Annotated in this window: 14 protein-coding genes; 9 read left to right on the top strand and 5 right to left on the bottom strand. The window is 72.5% G+C overall.

Annotation, left to right across the window (positions count from 1 at the left end):
- Window positions 1–173: 173 nt before the first annotated feature.
- Window positions 174–416: a hypothetical protein gene (locus HQN59_RS18985; RefSeq protein ID WP_176070690.1), complete on the bottom strand. Its 243-nt coding sequence runs from the start codon at window positions 414–416 to the stop codon at window positions 174–176.
- A gap of 294 nt (window positions 417–710) precedes the next feature.
- Between HQN59_RS18985 and HQN59_RS18980 the strand changes: the two genes are divergently transcribed.
- Entirely contained in the window at window positions 711–1,274 is a 564-nt protein-coding gene (locus tag HQN59_RS18980; protein WP_176070689.1) for a DUF4124 domain-containing protein, read from the top strand.
- A gap of 101 nt (window positions 1,275–1,375) precedes the next feature.
- Here HQN59_RS18980 and HQN59_RS18975 read toward each other — a convergent pair whose 3' ends face one another.
- The 4 genes from HQN59_RS18975 to ligD form a co-directional block, all read right to left on the bottom strand.
- On the bottom strand, window positions 1,376–2,230 hold the full coding sequence (locus HQN59_RS18975; RefSeq protein WP_342451250.1) for a tetratricopeptide repeat protein: 855 nt from the start codon (window positions 2,228–2,230) through the stop codon (window positions 1,376–1,378).
- Window positions 2,227–3,156, bottom strand: coding sequence for a non-homologous end joining protein Ku (ku, locus tag HQN59_RS18970; RefSeq protein WP_176070688.1), 930 nt, complete (start codon window positions 3,154–3,156; stop codon window positions 2,227–2,229). Before ku ends, HQN59_RS18975 begins: the two co-directional genes overlap by 4 nt.
- Before the next feature lie 155 nt (window positions 3,157–3,311).
- On the bottom strand, window positions 3,312–4,106 hold the full coding sequence (locus HQN59_RS18965) for an Ivy family c-type lysozyme inhibitor (protein WP_176070687.1): 795 nt from the start codon (window positions 4,104–4,106) through the stop codon (window positions 3,312–3,314).
- 84 nt (window positions 4,107–4,190) lie between these two features.
- Complete coding sequence (gene ligD / locus HQN59_RS18960; protein ID WP_176070686.1) at window positions 4,191–6,809, bottom strand: DNA ligase D; 2,619 nt, start codon at window positions 6,807–6,809, stop codon at window positions 4,191–4,193.
- A gap of 234 nt (window positions 6,810–7,043) precedes the next feature.
- Between ligD and HQN59_RS18955 the strand changes: the two genes are divergently transcribed.
- From HQN59_RS18955 to HQN59_RS18920, 8 genes are all read left to right on the top strand, one after another.
- Window positions 7,044–7,301 carry a hypothetical protein gene (locus HQN59_RS18955; RefSeq protein WP_176070685.1) on the top strand — a complete coding sequence of 86 codons (258 nt, stop codon included), beginning with the start codon at window positions 7,044–7,046 and terminating at the stop codon, window positions 7,299–7,301.
- A complete protein-coding gene (locus HQN59_RS18950) occupies window positions 7,298–8,218 on the top strand; it encodes a diguanylate cyclase domain-containing protein (protein WP_176070684.1) in 921 nt (306 codons plus the stop codon). The genes HQN59_RS18955 and HQN59_RS18950 overlap by 4 nt, the downstream gene beginning before the upstream one ends.
- Before the next feature lie 93 nt (window positions 8,219–8,311).
- The gene (locus HQN59_RS18945; RefSeq protein ID WP_176070683.1) at window positions 8,312–8,623 is read left to right on the top strand and encodes a type II toxin-antitoxin system Phd/YefM family antitoxin; all 312 of its coding nucleotides are present in this window, start codon (window positions 8,312–8,314) and stop codon (window positions 8,621–8,623) included.
- Window positions 8,620–9,018, top strand: coding sequence for a type II toxin-antitoxin system VapC family toxin (locus HQN59_RS18940; RefSeq protein ID WP_176070682.1), 399 nt, complete (start codon window positions 8,620–8,622; stop codon window positions 9,016–9,018). Before HQN59_RS18945 ends, HQN59_RS18940 begins: the two co-directional genes overlap by 4 nt.
- An 8-nt stretch (window positions 9,019–9,026) precedes the next feature.
- Window positions 9,027–11,744 (top strand): alanine--tRNA ligase, encoded by a 2,718-nt coding sequence (gene alaS / locus HQN59_RS18935; protein ID WP_176070681.1) that lies wholly within the window; start codon window positions 9,027–9,029, stop codon window positions 11,742–11,744.
- A 116-nt stretch (window positions 11,745–11,860) separates the two neighbouring features.
- Window positions 11,861–12,214 (top strand): dihydroneopterin aldolase, encoded by a 354-nt coding sequence (locus tag HQN59_RS18930; RefSeq protein ID WP_176070680.1) that lies wholly within the window; start codon window positions 11,861–11,863, stop codon window positions 12,212–12,214.
- Window positions 12,215–12,237: 23 nt separating this feature from the next.
- Complete coding sequence (locus tag HQN59_RS18925; protein ID WP_176070679.1) at window positions 12,238–12,912, top strand: RibD family protein; 675 nt, start codon at window positions 12,238–12,240, stop codon at window positions 12,910–12,912.
- A complete protein-coding gene (locus HQN59_RS18920; protein WP_176070678.1) occupies window positions 12,909–13,943 on the top strand; it encodes a dienelactone hydrolase family protein in 1,035 nt (344 codons plus the stop codon). Before HQN59_RS18925 ends, HQN59_RS18920 begins: the two co-directional genes overlap by 4 nt.
- Window positions 13,944–13,988: the final 45 nt, after the last annotated feature.

Below are 13,988 nucleotides of genomic sequence, written 5' to 3'. Positions count from 1 at the left end.
CCGATCGGCGCGGGCCGCGCTCCGGCGCCGCGTTCAGCCGAGCACCGGCACGAAGACGTACACGAGGACGATCACGAGCGCCACGCCGAGCCAGTCGAGCAGGGCTCCGGAACGATCGTCCATCGGCTGACTTGGTCTGCGGAGCGCGTCGGCGTCGCGCGCGAGCTGGCGCATCAGTGAAGTGGCAGGTCGGCGGAGGCGTCGGCCGCGCGGGCGCTGGCGGCCGCACCGTCGAGCCGACGCTGCGCCGCGGCGAGCAGGTGATGCAGCTCGCGAAACGTTGCGGGCTCGAGGCGCACGCTCAGGTGCTGCAAGGTGACGGTCACCACGCCGCAGGAACAGAAGTCGACACAGCCGACCTCGTTCTCGGCGAGGGTGGCACGCGGTCCGTGGTCGTTGCGGCTGTGGTGCGACATGCGTTGGTTGCGTTATCTGGTCGGGTGGAGCCTGCGGGCGGCCGAAGGTGCAGCCGGGTTCGGGTGCAGTGTAGATGCGAACGATTCGCATTCGCAAGTTTGACGAAACGCCAGGTCTTTCGGTTTGCTCGAGGGACCGACGGCCGGTGCAGGCCCGTCAGCGGCCGCGCGGCGGACGTGCGGCGCGCCGCATGGTGCGCGTGCGCGGTAGATTCGCTGGCGTTCGCAGCGGACGTGCGGCTGGTGCAGGGTGTCGGCCGTCGCACCGTCGGTGTCGCTCGTTGGAGGTGCCTCATGTCCGGTTCCCTGCCGCCGCTCGCCCGCCGCCGCAGCTGCCACACGCGCAGCGGTGCGCCAGCCATGGCGCGCGGACTCGTGCTTTGCGCCGGGCTGCTGAGCGCACTCGCCCCGGCGCTCGCTGCCGACATCTACCGCTGGACCGACGAGAGCGGGCGCACCCATCTCTCGGACGTCGTGCCCGAGCGCTACAAGCGATCGGCGCAGCGCGTCGACTCGCGCCAGTTCGAGCTGAGCGAGGCCGAACGGCGCCAGGGCGAGGCGCGCGCGGCGGCGTTGCGGCAGGCCGCTGCGACGCCGGCGAGCGCCGCGTCCGCGCCGCGTGGCGCGCGGCTCGGCGCCGGGGGCGTCAGGTCGGCTGCCTCGGGCGCGCCGACCGCCGGCAGCACGGCGCCGACAGCCGAGGACTGCTCGATGCTGCAACGCCAGTACCTCGCCTCGCAGGGCTGCTTCGCACCGTGTCGTCAGGCCAACGGCTCGATCAACGCCGAGTGCGCGGCACGCTGCCCGCAGGTCGTCGATCCGTCGCCGCGCTGCGGCTTGCCGACGCTGCAACCGTAGGCGTCGCCGGCAGGCGCCGCGGACGGCGGCCGCGACGTCCGCACGGCTCGTGGTCCCGGTCGGCTCGGCGGTTGGGGTTTGGAGCGCTGCCGCGCGTCCGGTCAGCGCTGCAGGCGCCGATACGCGTTGAAGTGGCGCAGCGCCTTCTGGGTGTCGCCGCTGCGCTCGTAGAGGCGCGCGGCGTTGAAGTGCGCGTCGGCCAGGTCCGGCGCGAGCGCGACCGCGCGCTCGTAGCTCGCGATCGCCTCGTCGACGCGGCCCTCGTCCTCGAGCGCGAGGGCGCGGTTGAAGTGGAGCAGCGCGGCGTCGGGGCAGCGCACGATGGCGTCGTCGTAGAGCCGGGTCGCGGCGGCGAAACGGCCCTGGTCGTGCAGCAGCGCGCCGAGGTTGAGGTAGGCGTCGGCGTAGCAGGGTGCGAGCTCGATCGCGCGCCGGTACGCCGCCTCGGCGGCGGCCGGGTCGCTCGCCTCGGCCGCCTCGGCGCGCGCGAACCACGCACCGGCGTCGTCGCCCAGCTCGTCGGCTTCGGGTGACGACGCGCGCGGTGCCGCCGGTTGCAGGAAGGTCACCGCGCCGTGCACCGGCGCCACCTCGAAGTCGAGCAGCAACTGGCCCGACTCGGCCGCGACCTGGTGCGCGCCGTCGCGCACCGCGATGTCGTTGCCGACGGCGGTCACGCGCAGCCCCGAAAGCGGCAGCGACTCCGGAAGCGTCGCGCGCAGGCGCTCGAGTGCGCGCACGATGCGGCGGTGCGACATGTTGGCCGCCTGCAGCCCGTAGGCGGTGCGCAGCAGGACGACATCGCGAAAGCCGAAGCGGTATTCGTTGCGTGCGCCGCGCGTGGGCGTCACGAAGCCGGCGCGGACGAGACTGGTGACGACGGCGCGCGAGATGCCCAGCATCTCCTGGATGCCGGCGAGCGTGTAGGGCGTCTCGGCGTCCGTCGGCTGGGTCACTTCTTCGTGCGTGCCCGCACCGGCGCGGCCGGGGCTTCGGCCGGCGCCGCACGGCGCACGCCCTTGCGCTTGCCGGCGTTCGCCGCTTCGGCGGGCGCCGCCGTGCTCCGGGCCGGCGCCTTCGTTGGCGCGGCAGCGGACTGGGCGCCGGCGCGCTCGCCGAGGCTCGCGCGCAGCGCTTCCATGAGGTCGATCACCTGGGCGCCGGCGGCGGGCTCGACGTGCTCGGCGGCGACGATCTGCTTGCCCGCGATCTTCTCGTCGATCGCGGCGAGCACGCGCTTCTTTTCCTCGTCCTCGAACGCGGCCGGGTCGTAGCTGTCCTCGGAGATCTGCTCGATCAACTGCAGCGCGAGCTTGAGCTCACCGTCGCCGACGGCGACCTTCTCGATGTCGAGGTCCTTGAGCGAGCGCACCTCGTCGGCGTAGAGCAGCTGCTGCAGCACCAGCCCGCCATCGCCCGGACGCACCTGCACCACGTACTGCTTGCCCTTCCACGCCCACTTAGCGAGCGCGCAGCGCCCGCTCGCGCGCATCGCCTCCATCAGCAGCGTGTAGGGCTTGCCGCCGCGCTTGTCGGGCGCGAGGAAGTACGCCTTGTCGAAGTAGATCGGGTCGACCGCCTTGTCGGGAATGAACGCGACGATGTCGATGGTGTGGCTCGAGCCTTCCTCGAGCGCCTTCAGCTCGTCGGGCGTGAAGATGACGAAGCGGTCCTTCTCGAACTCGTAGCCCTTGACCATCTCGGAACGCTCGACCACGCGGCGGTCCGTCTCGGAGACGTACTGCTGCTTGACGCGGGTGCCGTCCTTGGCGAGCAGGTTGAAGCGGATGCTCGACGAACTCTCGGTCGCCGAGTACAGGCGCACCGGTATCGACACGAGGCCGAAGCTCAGCGTAAGGGAAGCGATCGAGCGTGCAGCCATCGGTCCTCCTGAAGGGCGCGGCCTCGTCGGGCCGTCGTCGGGGCTCGGATGGTGCGTCAGGAATGGCGCGCCGGGCAAGCGCGGCGCGTCGGACGGCGCCGCCGGCGGGAGTCAGGCGTGGCGTCGAGCGGACACTCGGCGCCGCCGGCAGGCGATCAGCGCTGGCGCCACTCTTCGGTCCACAGCCGCTCGAGCTCGCGCGCGCCCAGCGGCGACGCCGTTCCGACCAGCGAGCGGCGGCCGCCTTGCTGGATCAGGGCGCTGACGGTGCCCGCGTCGCGGTTCCAGACGAAGACGAGGCTGTTGTCGCGGCAGTCGTGCGGCTTGCAGGCGGCGCCGAGCACGAGCGAGGCGCCGCCGGCGCCCAGCTCGCGCAGCGGTGGCGCCGGGCCTTCGAGACGCGCGATCCAGCGCTCCTTCGCGAGCGGCCCGAGCACCGTGGTCCAGGCGGCGCGGAAGCGCCGGTCGGCGAGCAGCGAGGTCGGCCCTTGCGGCCCAGCCGCGCCAGCGGCGGCCTCGTGGCCGGGCAGCGCGTTGCAGTTGGGGTCGCAGTGGCGCAGCACCTGTCCTGCCACGCCGGCGCCGAGCGGCGCGAGCGCGCGCTCGCTGCCGTCGATGCGCGCGAAAAGCCCCTGGGCGTTGTGCGTGAGCGTGAGCGCGACGGCAGCACCGCGTGCTTCGCCACGCACGGCGGCCTTGAAATCCGGCGGCGCATCGGCCGGCGGGGTGCGGTCGGCGCGCACCCGGGTGGCATGGACGACGCTGCCGCCGCGCTCGATGTCGAGCGTGTCGCCGAACAGCCGGATCATCAGCTGGCTGCGGTCGTTGCACGCGTTCGAATAGGCGCCGCCGATCCGGCCCTCGGTCGCGGCGTCGAGCGCCGCCTGCGCGGGGCTCCCGAGAGCCAGCAGCCCGAGGCACACCACGATGAGGCGCATGGATCCACGCATGGCCTGCTCCTGCGACACGCCGCGGGATTGTGGTCGCGGGGTGAGCTGCGGACAAGCCGGGCGCGTCGCGGCGACAGCCTGCTTTCAGCTCCTCGCGGGATCGACCCCGAGCGTCTTCATCGCCCGGGTCAGGGTCTGGCGCGCGCTCCAGTAGCCGGCCCACGGATCGTCCCGCTCGAAGCTGAGGTGCTCGCGTGCGGTCGCGATGGTCCACTGTGCGCCGCCCTTCAGCGCCATCAGCTCGTCCCACGGCACCGGCATCGAGACGCCGAGCCCGGGCCGCGCACGCGCCGAGAACGCGACCGCGGTGGTCTGCGCGCGACGGTTGCGGATCCAGTCCACGAAGATCCGGCCGACGCGATTGGCCGCGCCGCTCTTCGCGACGAAGCGCGACGGGATCGTCTTCGCGAGGTGCAGCACCACCGCGCGCGCGAGGTCGCTCACCACCGCGTCGACGTGACGTGGCGTGATCGGCGCGACCACGTGCAGGCCCTTGCCGCCGCTCGTCTTGAGCCAGCTCTCGAGCCCGAGTTCGGCGAGCAGGGTGCGCGTCAGCAGCGCGGCCTCCTGCAGGTGGGCCCAGCTCACGCCCTCGCCGGGGTCCAGGTCGAACACCACGCGGTCGGGCTTGTCGATGCGCGTCTCGGTCGAGTTCCAGGTGTGGAACTCGATGGTGTTCATCTGCGCCGCGGCGAGCAGCGCGTCGGCGTCGTCGATCGCGAGCAGGCGGCCGTGGCCGGGCCAGAGCCCGTCGGCCATCACGCGCAGGCCCGGCAGCCGCGTCTCGGGGTGCTTCTGGAAGAACAGCTCGCCGCCAATGCCGTCGGGCGCACGCACCAGCGACACCGGCCGCGCGGCGAGGTGCGGCAGCATGCGCTCGGCGACGCTCTCGTAGTAATGCAGGAGGTCGCGCTTCTTGAGACCGGTGGAGGCATCGATCACGCGCTCGGGATTGCTGATCTTGAGCGGGGCGGCGGGCCCGCGCGCGCGTCCGGGCGCCGCGGCGGCGGTCGTGCGGGCGGCCACGGATGGCGCCTTCGGCATTGGTGGCGTCGTCGGCGCGGCGACCACCGGCACCGCCTCGGCATCCTCGCGCGTCACTTCGGCCGCATCCTTGTCGTCGCGCAGCGCCTTGAAGAGCGGGTGTCGGACGTGGCCGTCGGGCGTCCAGTCGGTGAACGCGACCTCGGCCACCAGCACCGGCTCGACCCAGCGCTCGCCGCCCGCACTGCGCTTGGACCAGCGCCCGGGTTTGACCGCCTCCGGATCGAGCGTCGGCGTCGCGACCTCGATCGCCACCAGGCGCCGGTGCAGCGCGCTGCCGGTGCGGCCGTCCCAGCCGGTGCCGACGTTGCCGGCGTAGCGCAGCACGCCGTTCGCGTGATAGCCGAGGATCAGGCTGCCGACCTCGTCCTTGGCGCCGCTGCGATCGGTGAACCCGCAGATCACGAACTCCTGGCGCCTCGCGCACTTGAGCTTGAGCCACGTGGTGGTGCGCGCCGACACGTACGGCGCGTCGGCGCGCTTGGCGATCACGCCTTCGAGCTTCATGCGGCACGCGGCCTCGAGCATCTGCGCGGGCGTCGCGGGAAAGTCCTCGCTGAAGCGCACGGCGCTCGGCGGCGCGGCGGCGAACACGCGCCGCAGCGCGGCGCGCCGTTCGGCGAGCGGCAGCGCGCGCAGGTCGCGGCCGTCGAGGAACGGCGCATCGAACACGAAGTACTCGATCTTGTCGGGCGCGCCGCCGTCGATCGCGCTCTGCAGGGCGTTGAAGTCCGGAACGCCCCCGGCGCCCATCACCACGATCTCGCCGTCGAGCCAGGCATCGCCGGTGGCGAGCGCTTCGAGCGCCGCGGCGACGGGCGCGAGGCGGTCGGTCCAGTCGTGGCCGCCGCGGGTGATGAGCCGCGCGCGCCCGTTCTCGACGCGGCTCATCAGGCGGTAGCCGTCGAGCTTGGTCTCGACGATCCAACCGGCACCGTCGGGCGGTGCGGCTGCGAGCGTCGCGAGTTGCGGCGCGAGACGGCGCGGCAGCGCGCTGCGCGGAGCGCCCGCGACGTCGACGTCGATGCGGTCGACGCGAGCCGGCGCCGCACACGCGTCGCGCGGCTCGCGGGCCTCGACCGGCCCGAGCGGGGTCGCGACCACGCTGTCCGGCAGCGCCGCGATCACGTCGTAATCGGCGAGCGCGCGCGCCCAGGCGTCGCGCTTCTTGAAGAGGATCCAGGTGTCCTGGCGGTCGCCCGGCTTGGCGATGCGGACCAGTTCCCACAGGCCCGCGAGCTTCTCGCCGTGCAGGCGGAACACGAGCTTGCCGTCGCGCATGCCGGCAGCCGGGTCGCCGACCGGCTCCCAGGTGCCGCGGTCCCAGACGATCACGCGGCCGGCGCCGTACTGCTTCGGCGGAATCGTGCCCTCGAAGCTCGCGTAGCCGAGCGGGTGGTCCTCGACGTGCACCGCGATGCGCTTCTCGGCAGGGTCGAACGACGGGCCCTTGGGCACCGCCCAGCTCAGCAGCACGCCGTCCCATTCGAGCCGGAAGTCGTAGTGCAGGCGGCTCGCCCAGTGCTTCTGGATCACGAAGCTTGGCGACGTTCCGGCGGAGCGGGCCGCGGGGTCGCCGGCGGGTTCCGGCGTGCGGCCGAAGTCGCGCTTCTGGCGGTAGCGCGCGAGCGGGGCGGCGGGACGCGGGGGTTCGGCCATCGGCTTGGAGCAGGATCGACGCGGGGCAGTATCCCGCAGCGCCGCCCTGCTGCCGGCGGCGGGCTCCCGCAGCGCGGCGCGCTGCCGTGCGTGCGGTGCGCGGTGCCGGGGCCCTCTGGCGCAGCCCGCCGACCCACTTTCAACGCGGGGATCGGAAGGGCTATGCTCTCGCCGCCGCAAGCGGGCGGGCGTCGTCGCCCGCTCGTCGTACCCGCCGCCTGCAGGACCTGCCGCATGCCCGCCGACACGCCGTTCGACCGTACCGAAGTCATCCCCACCAACTGGAGCGCCGGCGCTGCCTACGTGCGCGATACCGACGAGTGGGTCGAGCGTTGCCTGGCGCGCGTGCTCGAACTCGATGCGGTGCTCAAGCCCGAAGAGGCGCGCGCCGTCGTGCGCGAGCTCGCGACGCGGGAACGCTGGCGGACGATGGCGCCGGAAGCGGTCGCGGACCAGCTCTACGCAAAGCCGCCGACGAGAGGAGCGGGTTGAACGCACGCGGCCCCGCGGCGGTCGCACCGTTCCGCGTGCTGGTGCTCGCGGAGGTCGACGACGCGGCGCTGGCGGGCTTCTGCGATTCGCCGTTCGGCCCGTTCACGCTGGCCGATCGCGAGGTGGCATTGCAGACCAACGACGCCATCGCGGCGGCCGGGTTCGACGCCGTCATCGTCGATGCGTCCGTGCGCGCGCTGCTCGACGCCGGCATCCCGCTCAGCGCGGTGCTCGCGATCGACGCCGACCCTGCGCCCGAAGCGGTGCTGCACTGGATCGGCGCCGGCGCGCACGACGTCGTCGAGCCGGCCGGGCTGACCGGCCGCGCGCTCGCGCGGCGCACGCGACTCGCCATCGAGCGCCAGCGCGCTGCGCTGGCGGCGCGCCGCGCGTACTCGACCGACACCGCGACGGGCCTGCCGCATCGCGAGCAGTTCGTCGAGCACGTGAGCCATCTGCTCGCACTGCGCGAGCGCGAACCGTCGCCGATGGCCGTGCTCGGCATCCGCATCGAAGGGCTCGCCAGCGTCGCGGCGCGCTTCGGCACGTCGGTGGCCGACGTGCTGCGGCGCCGCGTCGCGGTGCGCCTGCGCGCCGGCGTGCGCGCGAGCGACGTCGTCGCCTCGATCGGCGAGGACCGCTTCGCGGTCCTGCTCGGCAGCCTGCTCGCACCGGCCGACGCCGATCGCGTCGCCGCCAAGGTGACCGAGACGCTGCTGCGCACCTTCAGCGTCGGCGGCAACGACGTCTCGGTCGCGGTCGCGGTCGGGCAGTCGACCTACCCCGAGGACGGCGTCGACGCCGAGCGGCTGCTGCGCAAGGCGCTCGCCTTCGCCGCCGCCGCCCCGGCCGAGGGCCGCAGCGGCTTCTCGAACTTTCACGAGCACCAGGTCCGCGACGCCGCCAACGACGAGTGATCGAGTGCGCGATCCGCGTCGGCGCAGCGGGCTGAAGGCACGGGCCGCCGGCGCACCCGCCGTAGAATCTGGTTGGTTCAACCAGAACCCCCCATGAGCAGCACGACCATCGGCCTCTTCGAGGCCAAGACGCATCTTTCCGAGCTCGTGGCGCGCGCCGAGCGCGGCGAAGAGGTCGTCATCACGCGCCACAACAGGCCGGTCGCCAAGCTCGTGCCGGTCAGGAGCGAGCCTGCGTTCGACCGTGAGAAGCGCATGCGCGCGATCACGGAGATGCAGCGGATCGCCGCCGAAGCACGCGCGAAGTACGGCCCGATCACGAGCGATGAGATCGTCTCGTGGATCCGCGAGGACCGCGACAGCCGCGGCGACCAGATCCTGAAGGCTGCGACGGGTCAGCCATGACCGTGGTCGTCGACAGTTCGTACGCGCTGGCTTGCGTGCTGCCCGATGAGCCGACGCCGACGTCGATCTCCGATGTGTTCGGCGACGCGTTGCTGGTCCCCTTCATCTGGCCGCTCGAAGTCGCCAACGCGATTCGCAGCGCCGTGCGCAGCAGGCGTTTCGATCGCGACGACGCGGCCGCGTTCATCGCCGAAGTCGCCAGCCTCGACGCGCGTGTCGCGGCGCCGTGGCACGACGATGCCGCACGCTATCTGGAACTTGCGCTGGTCCATGACCTCAGCGCGTACGACGCGATCTACATCGACCTGTGCCTCGGCGAGCGCGTGCCTCTGGCCACCCGCGACGCCAAGCTGGCGCGCGCGGCCGAGCGCGTCGGCATCCGAACGTTGACCTGAGAAATGCGATGAAAGCCTCCGAGATCCGCTCCACCTTCCTCTCGTTCTTCGAGGGCAAGGGCCACACCGTCGTGTCGTCGAGCCCGGTGATTCCGGGCGACGACCCGACGCTGCTGTTCACCAACGCCGGGATGAACCAGTTCAAGGACGTCTTCCTCGGCTTCGACAAGCGGCCCTACATGCGCGCGGCGACCGCGCAGAAGTGCATCCGCGCCGGCGGCAAGCACAACGACCTCGAGAACGTGGGCTACACCGCGCGCCACCACACGTTCTTCGAGATGCTCGGCAACTTCTCGTTCGGCGACTACTTCAAGCGCGACGCGCTGGCGTTCGCGTGGGAGCTGCTGACCGAGGTCTACAAGCTGCCGAAGGAACGCCTCTGGGCGACCGTGTACGCCGAGGACGACGAGGCCTACGACATCTGGAAGGACGTGATCGGGCTGCCGGCCGAGCGCATCGTGCGGATCGGCGACAACAAGGGCGCGCGCTACGCGTCGGACAACTTCTGGATGATGGGCGACACCGGTCCGTGCGGGCCGTGCTCGGAGATCTTCTACGACCACGGCCCCGACGTGGCCGGCGGCCCGCCGGGCTCGCCCGAGCAGGACGGCGACCGCTACATCGAGATCTGGAACAACGTGTTCATGCAGTTCAACCGCCAGTTGGACGACAAGGGCGCGTACCAGATGCACCCGCTGCCCAAGCCGAGCGTCGACACCGGCATGGGCCTCGAGCGCCTGACGGCGGTGCTGCAGCATGTGCACTCGAACTACGAGATCGACCTCTTCGTGACGCTGCTCGCGGCGGCCAAGAAAGCGGTCGACGAGTCCGGCGCGAAGGACTGCGACGCCGCGAGCCCGTCGCTCAAGGTGATCGCCGATCACATCCGCGCCTGCGCGTTCACGGTCGCCGACGGCGTGATCCCGGGCAACGAGGGGCGTGGCTACGTGCTGCGCCGGATCACCCGGCGCGCGATCCGTCACGGCTACAAGCTCGGCGCGCGGCAGCCGTTCTTCCATCGCCTCGTCGTCGACCTCGCTGCCGAGATGGGCGACGCCTACCCCGAGCTGCGCCGCGAGAAGCAGCGCGTGATGGACGTGCTCAAGCAGGAGGAGGAACGCTTCTTCCAGACCATCGCGACCGGCATGGAGATCCTCGAGCGTGCGCTCGCCGAGCTCGGCGCGCCGGGCGCGACCGACGCGGCCGGGGTGCGCGCCGCCGAGCAGGCGACCGACGCGATCGGCAGCTCCGCGAAGGTGCGAACGCTATCGGGCGAGCTCGCGTTCCAGCTCCACGACACGTACGGCTTCCCGCTCGACCTGACCGCCGACGTCTGCCGCGAGCGCGGCGTCGCAGTCGACACCGACGCCTTCGAGGCGGCCATGAAGCGGCAGCGCGAGCAGGCGCGCGCAGCCGGCAAGTTCAAGGTCGCGCAAGGCCTCGACTACACCGGCGGCGACACCAGCTTCCACGGCTACGACAAGCTCGTGCACGACGCCGCCACGGTGGTCGCGCTCTACGTCGACGGCAGCCAGGTCGAGGTCGCGCGGGCCGGCGACGACGCGGTGGTCGTGCTCGACCACACGCCGTTCTATGCCGAGTCGGGCGGGCAGGTCGGCGACACCGGCGAGCTGCGCAACGGCACCACCCGCGTTGTCGTCGAGGACACCATCAAGATCCAGGCGGCGGCGTTCGGCCACGAAGGCCGCGTGATGGAGGGCGAGCTGCGCGTCGGCGACGTCGTCGACGCCAAGGTCGACGTCGAGCGGCGCGCCCGCACGATGCGCAACCACAGCGCGACCCACCTCATGCACAAGGCGCTGCGCGAGGTGCTCGGCGAGCACGTGCAGCAGAAGGGCTCGCTCGTCACGCCGGAGCGCACGCGCTTCGACTTCGTGCACCAATCGCCGCTGACCGACGAGCAGATCCGCGCGGTCGAGCAGAAGGTCAATGCCGAGATCCTCGAGAACCGCGCCACCGTCGCGCGCGTGCTGCCGATCGGCGAGGCGCAAAAGCTCGGCGCCATGATGCTGTTCGGCGAGAAGTACGGCGACGAGGTTCGCGTGCTCGACATCGGGTCGAGCCGCGAGCTCTGCGGCGGCACCCACGTGCAGCGCACCGGCGACATCGGCCTCTTCAAGATCGTCGCCGAGAGCGGCGTCGCCGCCGGCGTGCGGCGGGTCGAGGCGGTGACCGGCGAGAACGCGCTCGCCTACCTGCAGTCGCTCGAGACGACGCTGCAGCGCCTGGCCTCGGCGCTGAAGGCGGCGCCGGCCGAAGTGCCGGCGCGCGTCGGCCAGGTGCTTGAACAGGTGCGCACGCTCGACAAGGAGGTCGCGGCGCTGAAGGGGCGCCTTGCCTCGTCGCAGGGCGACGACCTGGTGGCGCGCGCGGTCGACGTGAAGGGCCTCAAGGTGCTCGCCGCGCGCCTCGATGGCGCCGATGCGAAGACGCTGCGCGACACGCTCGACAAGCTCAAGGACAAGCTCAAGACCGCAGTGATCGTGCTGGCCGCGGTCGACGGCAGCCGGGTCCAGCTCGCGGCCGGCGTGACCGCCGACGCCACCTCGCGCGTGAAGGCGGGCGAGCTCGTCAACTTCGTTGCCGGCCAGGTCGGCGGCAAGGGTGGCGGCAAGCCCGACCTCGCGATGGCCGGCGGCACCGACGCCAGCAAGCTCGAAGCGGCGCTGGCGTCGGTCGGCGGCTGGGTCGACGCGCACGCCTGACGCAGCGGCGACGCGCCGGAAGCCTCTCTCGCGCGGCTCGCCGGCGCCGCCAACGCTTCACCCGGCGCCGACTTTCGGCGCCGCTCTCCCGACATCCTCGAACCGGAAGGCCACCGATGGACGTGCTCTTTCTCGAAGGCCTGGAAGTCCCGTGCCGGGTCGGCTGTTCGGCGCCCGAGCGCGCGACCCCGCAATCGTTGCGCGTCGGCGTACGCCTCTTCTGCGGCTCGCTGCAGAAGGCCGGCCTTGCCGACGACCTGGAGGCGACCGTCGACTACCGTCTCGCCGGCGACATGATCGATGCGGTGCAGGACGGCGAGTACCTGCTGATCGAGCGGGTCGCCGAAGTGCTGGCGGAAGTCGCGCTGCGCCATCCGCTCGTGCAGTCGGTCGAGGTCACCGTGCGCAAACGTCCACCGGTGCAGGGGCTCGAGTGGGCCGGCGTTCAGATCACCCGCGACCGCGGCTGATGCTGCACTGATGCGGAGGCCGCATGAAGGTCTTCAGCAACAACGCGGTCTCGCTCGACGGCCGCATCAACACGCGCGAGGGTCGCTTCACCTCGCTCGGCAGCGCGCACGACCTCGTGCGCATGAGCGAGCTGCGGGCCCAGGCCGACGCCGTGCTGGTCGGCGGCGCGACGTTCCGGCGCTGGCCGAACCCGTCGCTGGTCGAGCCGCCGGTGCCCGCGCCGCCGGGCCACCGGCCGTGGAACGTCGTCGTCACTCGCGCGCTCGACGTGCCGCTCGAGCGTGCGTTCCTCACCGACGCGCGGGTCCGCCCGCTTTTCATCACCCGTGCGGCGGCGTTCGAGCGCCCGGAGGCGCGCGACGTGCGCGACGCGTTTCCGGACGCGTTCGAGGCGTGGCCCGGCGGGGACGAGGATCTGCCGATCGGCTGGATCGTCGACGTGCTGCGCCGGCGTGGCGTCGAGCGCGTGCTCGTCGAAGCCGGCGGCGACCTGGTGTTCCAGTTCCTCGCTGCCGACGCCCTCGACGAGATGCACGTGACGCTCTGCCCGCTGGTGATCGGCGGCCGGACGCCGTCGCTCGCCGGCGGCACCGGCTTCACGTTCGACGAGATGCGGCGGCTGCGCCTGCTCGACGCGAAGCAGGTGGGTGACGAGCTGTTCCTGCACTACCGCGTCAGCCGCACGGAGCCGCGATGAAAACCACCGGCGCCGAGCGTGCCGACGCCTCAGCCCCTATCGTGCGGGGCACGCCGCTGCCGGTCGTCGCGCCGGCTCGCATGGCGCGCCCGCCCGGCGTCCGTCCGGTCCGTCGGGCGGGCCGTGCGCTGCTGGCGCGCCTGGGTTCTGCTGCCTCGCGCGTGTTGCCCGCGCTCGGCCTCACGGTAGCGATGACCACCGCGTCGGCCGCCGAGCGGGTGACGCTGCCGAGCCTCGACGCGGGCGCCACCGGTGCCGTCGAGCTCGTCGGCTGGTGGTTCGCCGCGCCGGCTGTCGGTGCAGCCGGGGCGGCATCGGAGCCCGCGGTGGCGGCGCGGCGCGCACCCGCGGTCGCGCTGTTCCACGGTTGCAACGGCGCCTATGCGCCGCGCAGCCAGCGCCTCACCCGGCAGATGCTCGACTACGCCGCGTTCTTCAACGCGCAAGGATTGCATGCGCTCGTCGTCGATTCGATGCGGCCGCGCAGAGTGGTCGAGGTATGCACCCGCGGTCGCGGCGAGCAGCCGGCGGTGACGATCGCCGCGCGCCGCCTCGACGCTCTCGGCGCGGTGGCGTGGCTTGCGACGAGGGCCGACGTCGACTCCCGGCGCATCGGCATCGTCGGTTTCTCGCACGGCGGCAGCACCGTGCTCGCGGCCGTCAACCGACGCGACCCGGCGGTTGCGGCGGCGCCGGCGCAGCCGGCGTTCGCGGTGGCGTTCTACCCGGGCTGCGCACCGGCGCGCCGGCACGGCTTCGAGGCGGCGCTGCCGCTACTCATCCTGATCGGCGACGCGGACGACTGGACGCCGGCCGCCCCCTGCGTGGCGCTCGTGGCCGAGGCGCGTGGGGTGCGGCCGCAGATCGAGCTCTATCCGGGCGCTGCGCACGCGTTCGACATCGACGCGGCGCTGCGCTTTCGCACGGACGTGTCGAACGGCGTCGACCGCGCCGGCGTTCACGTCGGCCGGGACGAGTCCGCGGCGCGTGCGTCGCGCGAGCGGCTCGCCGCGTTCGTCGCGGCGTTCTGAGGCGGCCGACGATGGGCCGCGCGAGCACCTGCGGCTCGCCCGGCG

Origin of the sequence: Rhizobacter koreensis, assembly GCF_013366375.1 — a bacterium.
GTDB lineage: Bacteria > Pseudomonadota > Gammaproteobacteria > Burkholderiales > Burkholderiaceae_C > Schlegelella_A > Schlegelella_A koreensis.
Note: the sequence above shows the minus strand (reverse complement) of the source record. Positions and strands in the feature narration are given on the sequence as shown.